Consider the following 19,223-nt stretch of genomic DNA (forward strand, 5'->3'; position numbering starts at 1 on the left):
GTGGGCGGTAGGCCTCGATATGCCCATTTCGGCTGCCACATGAGCTACTGGCCGCCCGCCGAGGACGCGATCGACCAGGATTCGCCTGCCGTGAAGGTCAGCCGGGCATTACGGTGGGACACGAAGACCTCCGTGCGGTGAAGACTCGACACCTCCACCACACCGGAGGTCTTCCCCATGATCAAGCCCGGTCGACGTTAACAACGCTCGTGATCAATACAACTAGCGCACAGGGATTACGCACCAGGGCGGAGTGCGGCCCTGTTCTCCCGGCGCGCGGACCCGCGGACGGCTGGCTAGCGTGGCGCGTAGAGGACTCCGGGCGGAGTGCCAGGATCGGAAGAGGGTCAATGCCATGGCTGTACAACCCGAAGGCACCCCGTGTTGGGCGGACGCCATGTTCGCCGACCTGGAGGGTGCGAAGATCTTCTACGGTGATGTGCTCGGCTGGACGTTCGGCGAGAGTTCACCGGAGTTCGGCGACTACACGACGGCGTACGCGAACGGCAAGCGGGCCGCCGCCGTGGTCCCGCCGATGCCGGGCGCGGACGCCCCCTCCGCGTGGTGCCTGTACCTGGCCTCGCCGGACGCCGCCGCCACCGGCGAGAAGGTCCGCGCCAACGGCGGCGAGGTGCTGATGGACCCCATGCAGGTCGGCGAGTTCGGCACGATGCTGCTGGCCCGCGACCCCGGCGGCGCGGTCTTCGGCGTATGGCAGGCCGACACCCACGACGGGTTCGAGACGGAGATGGGCTCACCCGGCGGCTACTGCTGGAGCGAGGTCTTCACGCGGGACCCGAAGGCGGCGGACACGTTCTTCCCGGCCGTGTTCCCGTACACGGTCCGCGCCCTCGAAGACCCGTCGCTGGACTTCGGGTTGTACGACGTCCAGGGGGAGTCGGTGCTCGGCCGGATGGGGATGGGCGACGACTTCCCGCCCGAGATGGGCTCCTTCGCGATGGTGTACTTCACCGTCCCGGACTGCGACGCGGCGGTGGCGAAGGCGACCGAGAGGGGCGCGCAGCTGCAGTTCGGTCCGGTCGACAGCCCCTTCGGCCGCTTCGCGGCCATCACCGACCCGCAGGGCGCCACGTTCTCCGTGATCGACGTGACGAAGACCGAGGGCGAGATGCCGACGACGCGGCTGACGGCCTGAGGACCCGGACCCCGGGGGTCCGTACGATTCTCCCAGAAGCACGCATCCGCGAAGGACAATCGTCCAGAAGGTGGTGAATGCGAGCCTGATGGGTCTAGCGTGTCGCGCATGCAGTCCTACACAATCGGTCAGGCAGCACGCCTCCTCGGGGTCAGCCCCGACACCGCCCGACGCTGGGCGGACGCCGGCCGGGTCGCGACCCATCGCGACGAGAACGGCCGGCGGCTGATCGACGGCCGCGCGCTGGCCGCCTTCTCGACGGAGATCGGCCAGGGCGCCGCGGGCGAGGAGGAGACCCCCTACACCTCGGCGCGCAACGCCTTCCCGGGCATCGTCACCGCGGTGAAGCTCGGCGATGTCGCGGCCCAGGTCGAGATCCAGGCGGGCCCGCACCGGCTCGTCTCGCTCCTGACCCGGGAGGCGGTCGAGGAGCTGGGTCTCGAGGTCGGGATGCAGGCGACCGCCCGCGTGAAGTCGACCAGCGTGCACATCGACCGCACCTGAGCCCGGCCGAAACCACTACGGCCGGGCGCCGAGTGCTGCCCGCGCCCATTCGTCCCTGCCCGCGGGCGGCACCCGGCCGACCGGGCTCGCAGCCAAGGAGTCCCGCCCCCATGTCCCTCCTGACCCCCCGCCGCCGCGCCGCGGCCGCCGTCCTGACGACCGCCCTCCTCGTCCCGCTCGCCGCCTGCGGCAGCGACGACTCGGGTGAGGACAGCGCCTTCAGTGCCAAGCCGTCCGACTCCGCGTCGGGCGCCCCGAAGGGGGACCTGACCGTGCTGGCCGCCTCCTCGCTGACCGATGTCTTCAGGCAGGCGGGAGCGGCGTACGAGCAGGGGAACCCGGGCACGAAGGTCACGTTCTCCTTCGCGGGCTCCCAGGAGCTGGCCGCCCAGGTCAAGCAGGGTGCCCCCGCCGATGCCCTGGTCACCGCCGACACCAGGACGATGGACGGCCTCTCCGGCGAGACCGGCACCCCGACCGTCATCGCCGAGAACCGCCTCGTCATCGCCGTCGGTGAGGGCAATCCGGAGAAGGTCGGCACCCTCAAGGACCTCGCCGACACCGAGCTGAAGGTCGTCCTCGCCGCCCCCGAGGTGCCGGTGGGCCGCTACAGCAAGCAGATCCTCGACGCGCGGAACATCGAGGTGAAGCCGGTCTCCCAGGAGCCCAACGTCCGCGCGGTCCTCAGCAAGATCGAGCTGGGCGAGGCGGACGCCGGGCTCGTGTACAAGACGGACGCCGAGACCGCGCCCGGCAAGGTCGACGCGATCGACATCCCGGACGCGGAGAACGCCGTCGCCTCCTACCCGGCCGCCACACTGAAGGGGTCGAAGCACAGCGAGGCCGCCGCCGCGTTCGTCGCCTGGCTCTCCACGCCCGCCGCGCAGAAGATCCTCCAGGATGCGGGCTTCCAGCAGCCGTAACCGCGCCCGCCCCGGCCCCGGCAGCCCCGTACCGCATCCACAACGGGCCGACCGGGTCCGGCACTTCGAGTCCGACGAGGTCAGCCATGAAACGACCGGCACTCCGCCGTACGCCGGGGGCCCGCGCCCCGCTCCTGCTCACGGTGCCCGCACTGCTGGCCACGGCGTTCCTCATGCTGCCGCTCGTCGGCATCCTGGCCCGTACCTCCTGGGGGGAACTCGCCACGCACCTCACCGCCGGGCCCACCACTCAGGCGCTCCGGCTCTCCCTGCTGGTCTCGCTCTGGTCGCTCGGGCTCACCCTGCTGTTCGGAGTGCCGCTGGCGTGGCTGCTGGCCCGGGTGCCCTTCCCGGGCAAGGCGTTCGTGCGCTCGCTGGTGCTGCTGCCGATGGTGCTGCCGCCCACGGTCGGCGGGGTCGCGCTGCTCCTGGCCTTCGGCCGGCGCGGGCTGCTCGGACCGTGGCTGGAGGACACGTTCGGCATCACCCTCCCCTTCCACACCTCGGGGGCGGTCCTCGCGGCGACGTTCGTCGCCATGCCGTTCCTGGTCATCTCGCTGGAGGGCGCGCTCGGCGGACTGCGCCCCCGGTACGAGGAGACCGCCGCGTCCCTCGGAGCCTCTCCGGTACGGGTGTTCCTCACCGTGACCCTGCCCATGGTCGCCCCCGGGCTGATCGCCGGGGCGGCCCTCGCCTGGGCGCGGGCCCTCGGTGAGTTCGGCGCCACCATCACCTTCGCCGGTAACCTCCCCGGCACCACGCAGACCCTGCCGCTCCAGGTCTATCTGCTGCTCCAGGAGTCCCCGGAGGCCGCCACCTCCGTGTCACTGCTGCTCCTGGCCATCGCCATGATCGTGCTCGTCGCGCTGCGCGGCCGCTGGACCGGCACCCCCGGCGGCCACCGCGAGCGGTCCGCCCCGCGCCCGGAGGAGCCGACGGCCGGGGACGTCCTCCCGGAACCGCCCCCCGTCCTCCTGGACGAGGCCCCCCAGGAACGCCGGCCCCTGCACGCCGACGTCACCGGCTTCACCCGCCTCACCCTGGACGCGGCCCCCGGCACCACCATCGCGGTCGTCGGCCCCAACGGCGCGGGCAAAACCACCCTCCTGCGCGCCCTCCTCGGCCTCACCCCTCGCGCCCATGCCCGACTACGCCTGGGTGACAGCGATGTGACGGCTCTCCCGCCGCACCGCCGGGGCGTCGCCTGGGTCCCCCAGGACGGCGCGCTCTTCCCGCACCTGAGCGCCCTCACCAACACGGCGTACGGGCTCCGCACCCATGGCGTCCCCCGCGCCGAGGCCCGGCGCGAGGCGCAGTCCTGGCTGGACCGGCTGGGCGTCGGCCACCTGGCCCACCGCAAGCCCGGCCAGCTCTCCGGCGGCCAGGCCCAACGGGTCGCGCTGGCCCGTGCGCTGGCCGCCCGCCCGCGCCTCCTGCTGCTGGACGAACCGCTCGCCGCCCTCGACCAGACGACCCGGGCCCACGTCCGGCACACCCTGCGCCGGCACCTCGCGGAGTTCGGCGGGGTCTGCCTGATCGTCACGCACGACCCGGTCGAGGCGGTGTCGCTGGCCGACCGGGTCCTCGTCCTGGACGACGGCCGGGTCCTCCAGGACGAGCCGCCCGCCGAGGTGACCCGCCACCCCCGCTCCCCCTGGGTGGCCCGGATGCTCGGCCGCAACGCCTGGCCCGGCACCGCCACCGCCGACGGCCTGGACCTCGTGGGCGGCGGCCACCTCGTGGTCGCCGAACCCCTCCGCCCGGGCATGGAGGCCCTCGCTGTCATCGCCCCCGAAGCCGTCTCCGTACACCGCGAGAAGCCCACCGGCTCCCCCCGCAACGTCTGGCCCGGCACGGTCCGCGAGATCACCTCGGGCGGCAGCCGGCTGCGGCTCCTGATCACCTCCGACCGGGCGCCGGACCTGGTCGCGGAGATCACCCCGCAGGCGGCGGCCGAGCTGCGCATCGCGGACGGCACGGAGGTCTGGACGGGCGTGAAGGCGACCGAGGTGACGGTGGTCCCGCTCTGAACCGTCGCATGGCACACGCCTCTGGCGGGAACCAGACAACTGCCGTACGCGTACTCGTGTACGGCGGATCCGAGAGACGGGGCACCCATGGCACTGTTCGGCAACGCGCACACGATCAACCCGGCCACCGCCCAGCAGGACTACGAACGCCTCCTCGGCCAGGGGGAGCAGGTGCACGCCGCGTTCCTGCTGATCCGCGACACGATCCTGTTCACGGACCGCCGACTGATCCTCGTCGACAAGCAGGGCATCACCGGCAAGAAGGTCGAGTACCACTCCGTGCCGTACCGCAGCATCACGCACTTCGCGGTGGAGACGGCCGGGACGTTCGACCTGGACGCCGAGCTGAAGATCTGGATCTCGGGCAGCTCCACGCCGCTCCAGAAGACGTTCACGAAGGGCGTCGACATCTACGAGGTGCAGGCGATACTGACGCAGTTCGTGACGCGGTAGCCGTAAAGGGCCGCAGAAGCGCGGTAGCCGTGAAGAGCCTCAGAAGTACGGGCGCAGCCGCGAGTTCGCCGCGTGCCCCGGGGCGGAGTCCCGCAGCCGGGCCACGCGCTCCCGCAGCTCGGGCAGCAGCCCGTAGAGCACATCGCCCGGGCAGCGGGTCTCGTAGCTGTCGCGGTGGCCGGAGATGACGTGCAGCCGGGCCACCTGGCCCTCGTCGAAGCGGCTCTCGGCGTTCGTCGAGACCAGCTCGACCGTGGTCAGCGGGTCGACGCCGGGCGCCAGCTTCCAGGCGGCGAGCTCCACCAGCGCGTCCATCATCGGCTTCGGCACCTCGGTGCCCTCGCCGAAGGTACCGATCGCGGCGATGCCGACCGTGTCGGTGTTGAACCCCTTGGTGTGGGCGCCGAGCACCGACCGTCCGACGCCGCCCGCCCGGCCCTCGTAGATGGTGCCGCAGCGGTCGACGAGGAAGTTGTAGCCGATGTCGTCCCAGCCGTCCTTCTCCACGTGGTCGGCCTGGACGGCCTGGATCAGCTCGGGCGCTTCCGCGCAGTCGTAGTCGTTGGGGTTGCCGGTGTGGTGGACGAAGACCGCCTTCGCCGCTCCCGTGTAGTGCGGGCCCTCCCGGACCAGGCTCTCGTCCGCGTGCCACTCCTGGCGGCTGACGACGGCGGGCTGCGGCAGTCCGCGCGGCGGCCTCGGTCCGCCGGCCGTCTCCCGCTGGTGGGGCGCCGGGCCGTCCTGGAACACCAGGAGGACCAGGAGCAGCAGCAGGGTGCCCAGGACGATTCGGCGGGACCACATGGACTCCACCCTGCGCCCTGGCCTCCGGCTTCGCAGAGGGGCGGGCCAACCGGGTGACCACCGACCCGTGGGGGCTTCTCATCCGGAATGCGCACGGGAGAGGGTGTTCCTACGATGAGATCCGGATCATCCGCCGCGGCCTGCGGCGAGCCGGGCCGGATCGAGGAACCATGGCTCACGACCGTGTGCGCAACGGGAGGGACGGCTCGGCGGTCAGCCTGAAGCCGAACGCCATCGGGTTCGTCGACGCCCTCGTCATCGGCCTCAACGCGACCTCCCCCGCCTACTCGCTGGCTGCCGTGATCGGCCCGATCGTGGCCCTCGTGGGGATCTACGCCCCGGGCATCATGTTCGCCTCCTTCGTCCCGATGCTGCTGATCGCCTCGGCGTTCTACTACCTCAACAAGGTCGACCAGGACTGCGGTACGACGTTCTCCTGGGTGACCCGGGCGATGGGCCCGTGGGCCGGATGGCTCGGCGGCTGGGCGATCACCATGACCGGCGTGCTGGTCATCGGTTCGCTGGCCGACGTGGCGGTGAGCTTCACCCTGCTGGCGGTGGGGCTGGACGGCTGGGTGGCCAACGACTTCGTACGGCAGCTGCTCACCGTGCTGCTGATCATCGTGATGACCGGGCTCTGCGTGATCGGCACCGAGCTGTCGGCCAAGGTGCAGAACGCGCTGATCCTGCTCCAGGTCGCGTTTCTCCTGGTCTTCGTCGTGGTGGCGCTCTACCGGGTGTACGCGGGCACCACCGGCTTCGACTCCGTCGAACCGTCCCTGAGCTGGCTGGACCCGTTCGGCGCCGGTGGCGCCGCGCTGACCGGCGGGCTGCTGCTCGGGGTGTTCATCTACTGGGGCTGGGAGTCCGCGGTCAACCTCACCGAGGAGACGGAGAACTCGGCGAGCGCCCCGGGCAGGGCGGGCCTCTGGTCCACGGTGGTGCTCCTGGTGACCTACCTGTCGGTCGCCGTGGCGGTCGTCGCCTTCGCGGGGACGGCGTTCCTGGCGGAGAACGCGGGCGAGGAGGAGTTCCTCTTCGCGCAGCTCGCCGGGGACGTGCTGGGGGGCTGGGACTGGATCCTGCTGCTGGCCGTCGCCACCTCCGCGATCGCCTCCACCCAGACCACGATCATCCCGGCGTGCCGGACCGCCCTGTCGATGGCCCGCCGTCAGGCGCTGCCGCAGCACTTCGGGCACATCAGCCCCCGGTTCCGTACCCCCGACGTCAGTACCTGGTGGGTCGCCGGCATCGCCATCGCCTGGTACCTGGTGCTCAACCAGATCTCCACCAACGCCCTCTTCGACTCGCTCACCGCCCTCTCCCTCCTGATCGCCTTCTACTACGCGCTCACCGGGGTGGCCTGCGCCGTCTACTACCGGCGCCATCTCACCGAGAGCGTGCGCAACCTCGTCCTCATCGGCCTGGGGCCCGTGGTCGGTGCCGGGCTGCTGACCTGGCTGCTGGTCCGGTCGGTCATCGACATGTCCGACCCGGCCAACTCCTACAGCGGCACCTCCTGGTTCGGGCTCGGCCCACCGCTCGTCATCGGCATCGCGATCTCCCTCGTCGGCGTGATCCTCATGGTGGTGTGGAGGCTGCGCGACGCGGTGTTCTGGAAGGAGCGGCCCGGGGTGGCCGATCCGGAACTGGTGCACGCCACGACCGCGAAGTCCACCGACGGGAAGGAGCGCTGACATGTCGGTCGTCCTCGGTTACGACGAGTCCCCCGGCGCCGCCCGCGCCCTGCGCATCGCGATCGAGGTGGCGGCGGCGTACGGCGAGGAGCTGGTCCTCGTCTACGGCGCCGCCGCCCCGGGCCTGCGCGACGGGGCCGAGTACCGCAGCCACTACGACGCCATCCGGCAGGCCGGCCGCACCGGCCTGGAGCACGCGCTGACGGCTGCCGAGGAGGCAGGCGTTCCGGCGCGGGTGGAGGTGCTGGACGAGAGCCCCCCGCAGGCGCTCCTGGAGGCCGCCGAACGGCACGGCGCCCGGGTCATCGTGGTCGGCACCTGGGGTGAGAGCCCGATGCGCGGGGCTCTGCTCGGCTCGACCCCGCACAAGCTGCTGCACATGTCCAGGATCCCCGTACTGTGCGTCCCCACGGAGGAGGACGCACCGTAGGCAGGCGTGCCCTCACCACGCCTCCCCGCTCTCCGCCACCCGGCTCGGCGCGTCCCGTCCCGCGCCGCCCTCCTCCTTCCCCAGCAGCCGGAACGCCAGCAGCGGGAACGTCAGCACCGACACCATCGCCGCGGCCACCAGGGCGGCGGCCTCCCCCGCCCCGATCACCTTCTCGTCCAGCCCGATCGCGGTGATAGCGACCACCAGCGGCAGACACGTGGACGCGAACAGCGCGAGCCCGGACCGGGGAGCGCGCCCCTTCAGGTCGCGCGGGGCCAGGAGGTACGCCGGTACGCCCCGAACCAGCAGGAACAGCAGCAGGAAGACCGGCAGAAGCAGCAGCGGTCGGCCCCCGTCCAGGAGCGCCCGGAGGTCGAAGTCGATGCCCGTGACGACGTAGAAGAACGGGATCAGGAAGCCGAAGCCGATGGCCTCGATCCGCCCCAGGATCTCCCCGCTGCGCTCGGGCACCGCCCCCTGGAGGACCAACCGGGTCAGCATCCCGGCGGCGAACGCGCCGAGCAGCGTGTCCAGGCCGAAGACATGGGCCAGCCCCAGCATCCCGGCGAGCAGCAGCATCACGAAGCGGATCGCGAACTGTCCGCTGCTGTGCAGGGTCATGGCGATGATCCGGGCGAACCACGGGGGCCTCGGCCGCATCGCCCAGAACACCGCGCCCACCGTGATGACCGCGAACACCGCCAGCACCGCGCTCGCCGCCCCCGGACTCCGCCCGCTGAACAGCAAGGCCATCGCCACGATCGGCCCGAACTCGCCGACCGACCCGAACGCCATCACCACCGAGCCGAACCTCCCCTCCAGCCGCCCCGAGTCCCGCAGGATCGGCAGCACCGCGCCCAGCGCCGTGCTGGTGAGCGCCGTACCGATCACCAGGCTCTTCGCCACATCCGCGCCACTGAGCAGCAGCACGATGCCGAGCCCGGCGGCGAACGAGACCACCCAGGCCCCGCCGGCCCGGCGGAGAGTGGAGCCACGGACCTCGGCGAACCGGATCTCGTACCCCGCCAGGAAGATCAGCATCGAGAGCCCGAGGTCGGACAGGGTGTCGATGACCTGGTCGTGGTGGGCCCAACCGAGCACATCGGGCCCCACCAGGATGCCGAGCACGATCTCGAAGATGACGACGGGGACCGACAGCCACCGCCCGGTCGCATAGCCGAGCAGGGGGGCCAGAACCGCCAGGGCCATGATCAGGACAAGGGTCCCGGGGTGCTCCATCGCTCGTGTATAGCAAGGAACGCCCCGGAATCAGCCGCTATGACACCCGGCCGCGACCGCCTGGTCAGTTCGGGCAGTGAGCATCTCGGGCGGGCCGCTTCCCGGTCACCAGGAAGTCGCTGACCACCCGGTCCCCGCAGGCGTTGCCGTTGCCCAGATACATCCCGTGCCCACCCTGACCGACCGTCACCATCCTGGCCCGCTCCCCGAGCGCCGCCCGCATCTTCAGGGCCCCCGCCAACGGGGTGGCCGGGTCGCGCAGACTCTGGATCATCAGGACGTTCGCGGGGCCGCCGCCGGTTATCCGGGTGGGCCGCGGCTCCTTGCCGTGGGTCCAGAAGGCGCAGGGCGTGATGTTGGCGGGCATCCCGGCCGTCAGCGGATACCGCGCCCGGTCGGCGGCGACCCGGCCGGCGTACCCGGAGTCCGGGCCCGGCCAACGCACGTCGTTGCAGACCACCGCCATGGTCAGCGTCGCGTCCTCGTCCGGCAGCGGCCCCGCGAGCTCCGGCGGCAGCACCGGGCGGCCCTCCGGATCCTGCGCCGACCGGATCAGCCGGGCCAGCGACGCGAACGCCTTGTCGCTCTGCAGGGCGTTCTGGAGCGCCTGCCGCAGCCCGTTCCCCGTCAACGGGACGCCGGAGACGTCCGGCTCCTTCGGGGCGCGGTCCAACTCCCGGGCCAACGCGAGGAACAGCGGCTTCACGTCCTCGGCGCGCCGGGCCAGCCGCAGCCCCTCGGCCTCCCGGGCGGGGTCCGCCGCCCAGGCCGCGAAGTCAGGGAAGCGCAGGGCGACGGCCGGACCGACGTTCGCCATCCAGCCGTACCCCACCCGCGCCGGGTCCGGGTCGCCGACGCTGTCCAGGGCCAGCCGGTCGACGCGGTCCGGGTGCTCCTGCGCATACACGGCCGCGGCGTAACCGCCGTACGAGTGGCCCCAGACCGACAGCTTCCGCTCGCCCAGCGCGGCACGCAGCCGGTCGATGTCGCGGGCCTGGTTCCGCGTGCTGAAGGACCGCACCACCGGGCCGCCGTCGCGGGCGCAGGCGGCCGCGGTGCGGCGGGCGCGGTCGGTGTTCGCCGCGATCGAGCCGTCCGCCGCGGGCCAGGACCGCAGCGTCACCAGGTGCCGGTCCGCCCCGGGGATCCCGCAGCCGGCCCGGGTGGAGGAGCCGACCCCGCGCGGGTCCAGGCTGACCAGGTCGTACGCCCCCTCGGTCGCCACCCGCAGCCCCTCGCCCTTCTGCGCGAGGCGCTGGACCCCTGAGCCGCCGGGGCCTCCGGCGAGCACCAGCAGGGTGCCGCGCCGGGCCTCGGGCCGGTCGGTGGGCAGCCGCGTGACCGCCACATCGACGGTGGACCCGCCGTGGGCGCGGTGGTCCAGGGGCACGCGGAGCGTCGCGCACTGCTGCCCGGCGGGGACGGCCGTCCCCGGGACCGGGGCACAGGGACCCCAGCTGAGCCGGGGCGTGGCGGGGCCCGCGGGGCGGCTGTGCGCCACGGGCGCGCCGGCTGCGGCCAATGTGCCGGCCGCCGCGGCGGCGGAGACGGTGAGGAGTAAGCCCTTGCGGGTCCAGTTCTTCATGCCCCAAGCCTGGTCGGCGCAGGGCCCTCCGCCCATCCGGAAGGCCGGTGGACTCCCGGTGGGGCCACCCCCCGCACCACCCCTGCGGCACGCGCCCGTCACCCGTTCCCCCGCGCCGGAGTGCCGGGGGCCGAGGGGAGCCGTTGAATGCGAAAACAGGGCAGCGAAAAGCGCAGTACAGAGCCCACAGGACAGGGAGCCGCATGCCGTCGTCACCGGCCTCACAGGTCCGCGCCGGCCGGGAGGCCGCCCCGCACCACCGGGGCGCGCTGCGCCGCACCGGCGAGTGGTGCGCCCGGCACTTCGTCACCGTCCTCGTGCTGTGGGTCGCCGCGCTCGCCGGGCTCCAGGTCCTCCAGCACGCCTACGGCGGCGACTACTCCGACGACTTCTCGCTCCCCGGCACCCAGTCGCAGGACGGCCTCGACGTCCTGAAGGCGCACGCGCCGCAGGCCGGCGGCTACAGCGCCCAAGTGGTGCTGCACGACGCCGGCAAGCCGCTCACCTCGGTCTCCGACCAGGTCGCCACAGCAGTCGCCGACCTTCAGAAGCTGCCCGACGTGCTCTCCGCGCAGAACCCACTGCCGTCGTCCGGCTCCACCCCGCCCCCGCCGCCCGACCCGAACACCGGACCGCTCTCCACCGACCAGAAGACCGCCTACATCACCGTCCGCTTCAGCGTGCAGCCCTCCACTCTGGGCGCGTCCTACCTCGACGGGGTGGACGCGGCGGTGCAGCCACTGCGCTCGGCCGGGGTGGAGGTGGAGTACGGCGGACCGCTGGGCGAACTGCCCCGGCCCGAGCCCAGCGACCGCACCAGCGAGGCGATCGGCTTCGGGGTGGCGATCATCGTCCTGCTGATCGGCTTCGGCAGCCTGCTGGCCGCCGTGCTGCCGCTGGTCACCGCCCTGGTCTGCGCCCTGTGCGGGCTCGCGCTGCTCGGCCTGTTCGCCGCCGCCGCGACCTTCGCGACCGTCTCCCCGACGCTCGCCACGATGATCGGCATCGGCGTCGGCATCGACTACGCCCTCTTCCTGGTCACCCGGCACCGGCAGAACCTGATCGACGGCCAGCACCCGGTGACCGCCGCCGGGAACGCCGCCGCCACCAGCGGGCACGCGGTACTGCTCTCCGGCTGCACGGTGATCATCGCCCTGTCGGGGCTGTGGGTCTCCGGCATCGGGTTCATCGGCAAGCTCGGCCTGGCCGCCGCGGTCACCGTGGTCACGGCGGTGCTCGGTGCCCTCACCCTCGTACCGGCGGTCCTCGGTCTCATCGGCCGCCGCGTCGACCGGGTACGCGTACGGAAACCGGTGGCCGAAACCGTACCGGCGCAGGACGGCACGGAGCCCGGCGGCTGGCACCGGTACGCGCAGCGTGTGGAGCGGCGGCCCTGGTGGTTCCTGGCCGGCGGGGTGGTGCTGCTGGCCGTGCTGTCCTTCCCCGTCTTCTTCATCCAGCTCGGCCACATCGGCGACGGCGCCGACCCGAAGTCGTTCACCGACCGGCGCGCCTTCGGCCTGATGTCGAGCGCCTTCGGCCCCGGCTCCAACGGCCCACTGACCCTCGTCATCGACCAGAGCAAGGTGCCCTCCTCCGACCGCTCCGCCCTCGCCGACCAGGCACAGAAGGCCCTCACGAACGTCCGGGACGCGGCCGTGATCACCCCGCTCACCGCCACGTCGGACGGTGACGTGCTGACCGGCACCGCCTACTCGGTGGCCGCCCCGCAGGACGAGCGGACCACCTCCCTGGTGAACCGGCTCACCGACGACGTCCTCCCGAAGGCCGTCTCCGGCACCGACGCGAGCGCGTACGTCACCGGCACGACCGCCGCCCAGGTCGACTTCCTGGACATCGTCTCCAGCCGGCTGCCGCTGATCATCGCGGTCGTCGTGGCCCTGGCCTTCGTGGTGATCCTGGCCGTCTTCCGGGGCCTGCTCGTCGCGGTGAAGGCGGCCGTGCTCAACGTCCTGTCGATCGCCGCCTCGTACGGGGTCGTGGTGGCCGTATTCCAGTGGGGCTGGGGCGGCCCGGCGCTGGGCGTGTCGGGGAAGGTGCCGATCGAGAGCTACGTCCCGATGATGATGTTCGCCATCGTCTTCGGCCTGAGCATGGACTACGAGATCTTCCTGCTCTCCCGCATCCACGAGGCCTGGCGGCGCACCGGCGACGCGAAGGCGAGCGTGGCTCACGCGCTGGAGAGGACCGCCCGGGTCATCACCTGCGCGGCGCTGATCATGGTCAGCGTCTTCGCCGCTTTCGTGATCAGCGACAACATCGTGGTGAAGATGCTGGGTCTGGGGCTCGCCGCCAGCGTGCTCATCGACGCCACCGTCGTACGGCTGCTGCTGGTACCGGCGGTCATGACCCTGCTGGGCCGGTCCGCCTGGTGGATCCCTGGCCCGCTGGACCGGATCCTTCCGCGTCTGGACGCGGAGGGAAGTGCCCAGGAGTTCGAGGGCTCCCCGGCAGGGGTGACCGAGGACATGACGGGCGGAGGGAGCCGCTCCTAGGGTGTCAGGATGCCTTCCCCCCTCACCTCCGTGCGGCCGCGCCCCACCGCCACCGCCGGAACACCGGCGACCGGCAGACCACCCGCCGACGGCCGGGACCACTTCTTCGACAACGCGAAGTACCTGGCGATCGTGCTGGTGGCGATCGGGCACGCGTGGGAGCCGCTGCCGAGCGGGCGGCTGGTGGAAGCCGCGTACACCCTGATCTACACCTTCCACATGCCGGTGTTCATCCTGATCGCGGGGTACTTCTCCCGCGGCTTCGAGCTGCGGCCGGACCGGGTGTGGAAGCTGGTCACCAGCCTGCTGGTGCCGTATCTGATCTTCGAGCTCCTCTACACGGCCTTCCACCGCCTCAGCCGCGACCCGGACCTCCCGCTCTCCCTGCTGGAGCCCTACTGGCTGCTGTGGTTCCTGCCCGCCCTGTTCTTCTGGCGGCTCTCCACCCCCGTCTGGCAGGCGGTCCGCGCCCCGGTGCTGGTCTCCCTCGCCGTCGCCGCCGTGGCGACCGTGTCACCCGCCGCCGACGGGGCCCTGCCCCTCCAGCGCATCCTGCAGTTCCTGCCGTTCTACGTGCTGGGGCTGCGGCTGGGCCCGCAGCACTTCGCGGCTCTGCGGCGCACGTGGGTACGCGTCGTCTCCGTACCGGTCTTCGCGCTGGGGCTGCTGATCGCGTACTGGCTGGTGCCCCGCACCTCGACCTCGTGGTTCTTCCGGAAGAACAGCGCCCAGGAGATGGACACCGCCGAGTGGACCGGGCCGACGGCGACGCTCCTGCTGTTCGTGGCGGCGGTCGTGCTGGGCGCGTGCTTCCTCGCCTGGGTTCCCAAGGCGCGCAACTGGATGACGGCGCTCGGCACCTGCACGCTGTACGGCTACCTGCTGCACGGCTTCGTCATCCGGAGCCTGCGCTACGGCGGCTTCTACGAGCAGCCGTTCTTCGACACCACGCCGGGCACGGTCGCCGTCACCGCCGGCGCGGCCGTCGTGGTGACCCTGCTGTGCACCCCGTACGTACGGAGCCTGCTGCGGCCGCTGCTGGAGCCCCGCCTGGAGTGGGCCAGGCAGCGGCCGCCCAAGGAACAGCCCTGAACATACGAAGAGGCCCTCGGGGCCGGACCCGCCACCATGAGGTGGCCGGTCCGGTCCCGAGGGCCTATGTCCGTGCGGGTCGCTCAGAGGGTGCCGAGCCCCTGCGCGGGGGCGGCTCCCGGAGCAGCCGGGGCGGGGGCCGGAGCCGCGACCGCCGGGGTGCCCAGGAGCGCGGACGCCGTCTCCAGCGGAGTGCGGGCGGCAGCGGCGGCCGGGGCGACGGCCGCCTCGGCGGTACGGCAGGTGAAGCCGAGCTTGGAGAGCGCCCGGACGACCTCGGCGGAGGAGAAGTCACGCCGGTCCTGCCGGGTGATCACCTCGCCGACCTGCTTGACCGGGTAGACACGGCGGCTGATGACCACCGCGTCACCGGTGACGGGTTCGGGCTTGATGCCCTTCATCGAGTCCTCGACCTCGTTCTTGAACAGATCGAAGGGGAAGCGGGCGATGACACAGCGCATGGGTCCTCAACAGGGTCGAGTGGCTCGGGAGCCGCACGGCGGAGCCGTACGGGGAGGGCGGCGGCAGCACCGCCGCCCCGCGCGGGCTACGCGGCGCGGTTGGACCGGCGCAGCGCGGCGGCCGCACGCGCCTCCGGCGTCGGCACACCCGGGCGGCGGCCACGGGCCGGGGCCCCGCCGCCGCGCTTGGTGCCACGCCCCATGAACGCGCCGCCACCGCTGCGGCCGGAGCGCTCCTTGGGCGGGGCGGTGATGATCACCGGGACACCCGAGGGCGCCTGCGCGCCGGTGATCCGGCTCAGCTCGGCCTCACCGGAGCGGACCTGGGCGATCTGCGGGGTGATCCCGGCGTCCACCATCAGCCGGGTCATCTCGCGGCGCTGGTTCGGCAGCACCAGCGTGACGACGCTGCCGGACTCCCCGGCCCGGGCGGTACGGCCGCCGCGGTGCAGGTAGTCCTTGTGGTCGCTGGGCGGGTCGACGTTGACCACGAGGTCCAGGTTGTCCACGTGGATGCCGCGGGCCGCGACGTTCGTGGCGACGAGGACCGTGACGTGCCCGGTCTTGAACCGCTCCAGGGTGCGGGTGCGCTGCGGCTGGGACTTTCCGCCGTGCAGGGCGGCCGCCCGGACCCCGCTGTGCAGCAGGTGGTCGGTGAGCTTGTCCACCGCGTGCTTGGTGTCCAGGAACATGATCACGCGCCCGTCGCGGGCGGCGATCTCCGTGGTGGTGGCGTACTTGTCGGCACCCTGGACGTAGAGCACGTGGTGCTCCATCGTCGTGACGGCACCGGCGGCCGGGTCGACGGAGTGGACGACCGGGTCGTTGAGGTAGCGCTTGACGAGCAGGTCGACGTTGCGGTCGAGCGTCGCCGAGAAGAGCATCCGCTGCCCCTCCGGGTTCACCTGGTCGAGCAGCTCGGTGACCTGCGGCATGAAGCCCATGTCGGCCATCTGGTCGGCCTCGTCGAGGACGGTGATGGTGACCCGGTCCAGCCGGCAGTCGCCGCGCTCGATGAGGTCCTTCAGCCGGCCCGGGGTGGCGACGACGACTTCGGCGCCGCCGCGCAGCGCGCTGGCCTGGCGGCCGATGGACATGCCGCCCACGACGGTGGCGATGCGGAGCTTGAGCGACCGGGCGTACGGGGTGAGCGCGTCGGTGACCTGCTGGGCCAGCTCCCGGGTGGGGACGAGGACCAGGGCGAGCGGACGCTTGGCGTCGGCGCGGCGGCCCTCGGTACGGGCCAGCAGCGCCAGGCCGAAGGCGAGGGTCTTGCCCGAGCCGGTGCGGCCACGGCCCAGGACGTCACGGCCGGCCAGCGAGTTCGGCAGGGTGGCCGCCTGGATCGGGAACGGCACGGTCATGCCCTCGGTGAGGAGCGCCGCCTTGAGCGTGGCGGGCATCTCCAGCTCGCCGAAGGTCTCGGCGGCGGGCAGCGCCGGGGTGATGGTCACCGGCAGGGCGAACTCGCCCTTCAGCGCGGAGCTGCGGCGGGCGCCACCGGAGCGCTTGGGGCCGCCGCCGAACCCGGCTGCGCGGCGCTCGCCACCACCGGAGTAGCGGGGGGCGCCGCCGCTGCGGGCGCCGGAGGGGCCGCCGGAGCGGGTGCGGGCGAACCGGTCGTTCGAGCGGGGGGTGCGTTCGCGGTTCATGCAGAACCTTTCCTCGATGGGGCACGTATCGAGGGATTCTTTTTCGGGAAGCGGCCGTGAACGGCACCCAGAATCGCAAGAACGAGCCGATGAAATGACAAAGGGGAGCGAAGCCCGGCCGCCGGGAATCAGTGCACCGGACGCGGCTTCGTCAGGGGGCGCGCTCGGCGGGCCCCGGAAACAGCAACGAGCCGGGGCCCGCACCCCAAGGTGCGGGCCCCAGCTGCGCAGAACTACCTGAGTGATCAGGCGGGGGTGATGTTCTCGGCCTGCGGGCCCTTCTGGCCCTGCGTGACGTCGAAGTTCACCTTCTGGCCCTCCTGCAGCTCACGGAAGCCGGAGGCGGCGATGTTGGAGTAGTGGGCGAAGACGTCAGCGCCGCCGCCGTCCTGCTCGATGAAGCCGAAGCCCTTTTCCGCGTTGAACCACTTCACGGTGCCAGTAGCCATGTCATATCTCCTTAGGGGAGGGGCAGTGCCCGCGGGCCCACACTGTGCGGACCCCACGTCGCCGCGATGATTACCCCGTCCGGAAAACACCGGAAATACAAAAGCGCATCTACCGACATCGAATCGGCTGATGCACTTGAAGTCTTTGGGAACCACAACTGCAACTGAGATCAACAGTAGCACGGCAGCGCCGGAAGACGCTGAACGGAATATCACCCGGCATGGCGGAACAAAATCGCGGACGAAAAGCCTCATCGCGCATTGCGTGAAATTCTGTGCTGACGAATGCAGATATGTTGCGGGTGGGGGTCGGGGGTGGCCCGGGCGCCCTCAGCGGTCCGTGCCGCCGCGCAGCTCCTCGTTGAGGCGGAGCGCCTCTTCGAGCTGGTCCTCCAGGATGACGATGCGGCAGGCGGCCTCGACGGGCGTACCGGCGTCGACCAGCTCGCGGGCGCGGGCGGCGATGCGCAACTGGTAGCGGGAGTAGCGCCGGTGGCCACCCTCGGAGCGCAGCGGTGTGATGAGCCGAGCCTCGCCGAGCGCCCGCAGGAACCCCGGCGTCGCCCCGATCATCTCGGCGGCGCGCCCCATCGTGTAGGCGGGGTAGTCGTCGTCGTCGAGCCGGTCGATGGCGTGCGAGGGGGTCTCCGGGGGCATCTGCACCTCTTCTGTCACGCATGACCGAGGGCCCGGGGCGCCGTACGCCTGCGGGGTGCCCCTCTGCCGCGTACCGCTGTTTCACCTGACTGCCCAAGAAACCCTAATCGCCTGGGAAGGACATGTCTATCGCAGCCGGAACAGGTTTCGGCCACCGACGGCGGAGCGACGGCCGAGATGCCGGTAGAACTGACCGACTGGTCAGTTGTCGTCGGGCGGACCACGGGGCCATAATGCAGGTGTAGCCCTTCACGCATCCCCCGTCGTGAAGGGCTACACCCCTGTCCGGAGACGGTTCCGGAGACGTTCGGGGGCATCGAGCCTCACGAGCAAGGGACTCCCCTCGTGGTCCCCTGCTCGTGTTTTTTCGAGTTAACAGTGACGTAGAGTGTTTGCGCAAGCTCATTCCGACTCCGAGGTGAGCATGGAGGCCCGGATGCCCACGGTCGACGGTGACGAACCCGGTACGGAACGGAACGAACCGCCCGCGCCGACCGGCCCGCCCCCGCTGAACTCGCTGCGGGAAAAGGTCGAGTACATGGTCGGGAAGACCTTCCCCGGCCAGAAGATCTCGGGCCGGGTCTTCGCGGAGCTGGTGCGGGAGCGCGGCGGATCCCTCTCGCACAGCTACTTCTCCAACATCCTCGCCGGCAAGGTCACCCAGCCCTCGGAGGAGATCCTCAGGGCCCTGGGACTGGGGTTCGGCGTCGACTGGCGCTTCTTCAAGGACGAGTCCGAGGTCGTCGACGACGTCGTCGCCGGGCTCCAGTTCCTGGCCAAGCGGCGGACCGGGGAGATCAGCGGGGTGGCGGGCCGGGGGCTGGACGACGAGGGGCTCCCGCCGGAGCTGCTGCGGTTCGCGCTCTCCCTGCTGGAGGACGCCGGGCGGGACAGCCCGGGGCAGAAGAGAGCGGGGGACGGCTCGGGGGAGAGCTCGCGGAACCGCCCGCACGACACGTAGCGTCGGTGACATGTCCCTGCGGAAGCTGCGCAAAGAGTGCGAGGCACAGCTCGCCGACCTCCCCATTCCGGCCCCCTTCTCGCTGACCGGTCTGGTCGCCAACATGGAGGCGGCGCGCGGCCGCACCATCCGGCTGCACGAGATGCCGGACCGGCTCGCCCGTGTCAACGCCGCCTGCGGGCTGCGCCTGAAGGCCGGCTCCACCAGCCTCGTCCTCTACCGCCGCAGGCCGACCGCGTACCAGACCGAGCACGTCATCCTGCACGAGCTGTGCCACGAGTGGTTCGACCACGGGACGACCCTCGACGCCGGGCAACTGCGCACACTGCTCCCGGTCTTCGACACCTCGCTGATCGCCCGGATGATCTCCCCCGAGGCCGCCGCGTCCTTCGCCTCCGGCGGCTCCACCGTGCAGGCCCGCGCGCAGTACGCCACCCACGACGAACGCATGGCCGAATTCGGTGCCTCGTTGATCCCCCGAATGGCGCGGAATCTGGCCACCGATGACATGGTGGGGCGGCTGACCGACTCCCTCTCCCGCCCGGTGGCCCACCGCCGGCGCGGACCGTTCTCCCGGAGACGGCCGGACGACGTGTGAGACGGCACGGGTCGGA

19 protein-coding genes are annotated in these 19,223 nt (G+C 71.8%); 11 read left to right on the top strand and 8 right to left on the bottom strand.

Going from position 1 to position 19,223, the window contains the following annotated elements:
• Positions 1-81, bottom strand: an 81-nt coding sequence (locus ABZ154_RS25175; RefSeq protein WP_356836270.1) for a hypothetical protein, incomplete at its 3' end; no start/stop codon positions are given.
• A gap of 274 nt (positions 82-355) precedes the next feature.
• Between ABZ154_RS25175 and ABZ154_RS25180 the strand changes: the two genes are divergently transcribed.
• The 5 genes from ABZ154_RS25180 to ABZ154_RS25200 all read left to right on the top strand — a co-directional run bounded on the left by ABZ154_RS25180 (position 356) and on the right by ABZ154_RS25200 (position 5,066).
• Positions 356-1,156: a VOC family protein gene (locus ABZ154_RS25180; protein WP_356836171.1), complete on the top strand. Its 801-nt coding sequence runs from the start codon at positions 356-358 to the stop codon at positions 1,154-1,156.
• A 108-nt stretch (positions 1,157-1,264) separates the two neighbouring features.
• Positions 1,265-1,660, top strand: a complete 396-nt coding sequence (locus tag ABZ154_RS25185; protein WP_356836173.1) for a helix-turn-helix transcriptional regulator — start codon at positions 1,265-1,267, stop codon at positions 1,658-1,660.
• 110 nt (positions 1,661-1,770) lie between these two features.
• Positions 1,771-2,583, top strand: coding sequence for a molybdate ABC transporter substrate-binding protein (gene modA / locus ABZ154_RS25190; protein WP_356836175.1), 813 nt, complete (start codon positions 1,771-1,773; stop codon positions 2,581-2,583).
• 86 nt (positions 2,584-2,669) lie between these two features.
• Complete coding sequence (locus tag ABZ154_RS25195; protein WP_356836177.1) at positions 2,670-4,613, top strand: ABC transporter permease; 1,944 nt, start codon at positions 2,670-2,672, stop codon at positions 4,611-4,613.
• An 87-nt stretch (positions 4,614-4,700) separates the two neighbouring features.
• Positions 4,701-5,066 (top strand): PH domain-containing protein, encoded by a 366-nt coding sequence (locus ABZ154_RS25200; protein WP_356836179.1) that lies wholly within the window; start codon positions 4,701-4,703, stop codon positions 5,064-5,066.
• A 39-nt stretch (positions 5,067-5,105) separates the two neighbouring features.
• Here ABZ154_RS25200 and ABZ154_RS25205 read toward each other — a convergent pair whose 3' ends face one another.
• Positions 5,106-5,870, bottom strand: a complete 765-nt coding sequence (locus ABZ154_RS25205) for a peptidoglycan recognition protein (RefSeq protein ID WP_356836181.1) — start codon at positions 5,868-5,870, stop codon at positions 5,106-5,108.
• A 170-nt stretch (positions 5,871-6,040) separates the two neighbouring features.
• On the opposite strand from ABZ154_RS25205, the gene ABZ154_RS25210 reads away from it, so the two are divergent.
• Both ABZ154_RS25210 and ABZ154_RS25215 read left to right on the top strand, forming a co-directional pair.
• Positions 6,041-7,567, top strand: coding sequence for an APC family permease (locus tag ABZ154_RS25210; protein ID WP_356836183.1), 1,527 nt, complete (start codon positions 6,041-6,043; stop codon positions 7,565-7,567).
• A 1-nt stretch (position 7,568) separates the two neighbouring features.
• Entirely contained in the window at positions 7,569-7,997 is a 429-nt protein-coding gene (locus ABZ154_RS25215; RefSeq protein WP_356836185.1) for a universal stress protein, read from the top strand.
• A gap of 12 nt (positions 7,998-8,009) precedes the next feature.
• On the opposite strand, the gene ABZ154_RS25220 is transcribed toward ABZ154_RS25215, so the two are convergent.
• The gene (locus ABZ154_RS25220; protein WP_356836187.1) at positions 8,010-9,236 is read right to left on the bottom strand and encodes a cation:proton antiporter; all 1,227 of its coding nucleotides are present in this window, start codon (positions 9,234-9,236) and stop codon (positions 8,010-8,012) included.
• Between the two features lie 64 nt (positions 9,237-9,300).
• Positions 9,301-10,821, bottom strand: coding sequence for an alpha/beta hydrolase (locus tag ABZ154_RS25225; protein WP_356836189.1), 1,521 nt, complete (start codon positions 10,819-10,821; stop codon positions 9,301-9,303).
• A gap of 203 nt (positions 10,822-11,024) precedes the next feature.
• On the opposite strand from ABZ154_RS25225, the gene ABZ154_RS25230 reads away from it, so the two are divergent.
• A complete protein-coding gene (locus tag ABZ154_RS25230; RefSeq protein WP_356836191.1) occupies positions 11,025-13,337 on the top strand; it encodes an MMPL family transporter in 2,313 nt (770 codons plus the stop codon).
• A gap of 9 nt (positions 13,338-13,346) precedes the next feature.
• Complete coding sequence (locus ABZ154_RS25235; protein ID WP_356836193.1) at positions 13,347-14,429, top strand: acyltransferase family protein; 1,083 nt, start codon at positions 13,347-13,349, stop codon at positions 14,427-14,429.
• Positions 14,430-14,512: 83 nt separating this feature from the next.
• Here the strand turns inward: ABZ154_RS25235 and ABZ154_RS25240 are convergent, their stop codons facing one another.
• From ABZ154_RS25240 to ABZ154_RS25255, 4 genes are all read right to left on the bottom strand, one after another.
• Positions 14,513-14,890: an SCO5918 family protein gene (locus ABZ154_RS25240; RefSeq protein WP_356836195.1), complete on the bottom strand. Its 378-nt coding sequence runs from the start codon at positions 14,888-14,890 to the stop codon at positions 14,513-14,515.
• Positions 14,891-14,976: 86 nt separating this feature from the next.
• Positions 14,977-16,542 carry a DEAD/DEAH box helicase gene (locus ABZ154_RS25245; protein ID WP_356836197.1) on the bottom strand — a complete coding sequence of 522 codons (1,566 nt, stop codon included), beginning with the start codon at positions 16,540-16,542 and terminating at the stop codon, positions 14,977-14,979.
• A gap of 245 nt (positions 16,543-16,787) precedes the next feature.
• Positions 16,788-16,991 (bottom strand): cold-shock protein, encoded by a 204-nt coding sequence (locus tag ABZ154_RS25250; protein WP_015609674.1) that lies wholly within the window; start codon positions 16,989-16,991, stop codon positions 16,788-16,790.
• A 330-nt stretch (positions 16,992-17,321) separates the two neighbouring features.
• Complete coding sequence (locus tag ABZ154_RS25255; protein ID WP_356836199.1) at positions 17,322-17,648, bottom strand: MerR family transcriptional regulator; 327 nt, start codon at positions 17,646-17,648, stop codon at positions 17,322-17,324.
• A gap of 436 nt (positions 17,649-18,084) precedes the next feature.
• Here ABZ154_RS25255 and ABZ154_RS25260 point away from each other — a divergent pair, with 436 nt between their 5' ends.
• On the top strand, positions 18,085-18,609 hold the full coding sequence (locus tag ABZ154_RS25260) for a hypothetical protein (protein WP_356836201.1): 525 nt from the start codon (positions 18,085-18,087) through the stop codon (positions 18,607-18,609).
• Between the two features lie 10 nt (positions 18,610-18,619).
• A complete protein-coding gene (locus ABZ154_RS25265) occupies positions 18,620-19,207 on the top strand; it encodes a toxin (RefSeq protein WP_356836203.1) in 588 nt (195 codons plus the stop codon).
• Positions 19,208-19,223: the final 16 nt, after the last annotated feature.

This window comes from Streptomyces sp. NPDC006261, assembly GCF_040613515.1.
Lineage (GTDB): Bacteria > Actinomycetota > Actinomycetes > Streptomycetales > Streptomycetaceae > Streptomyces.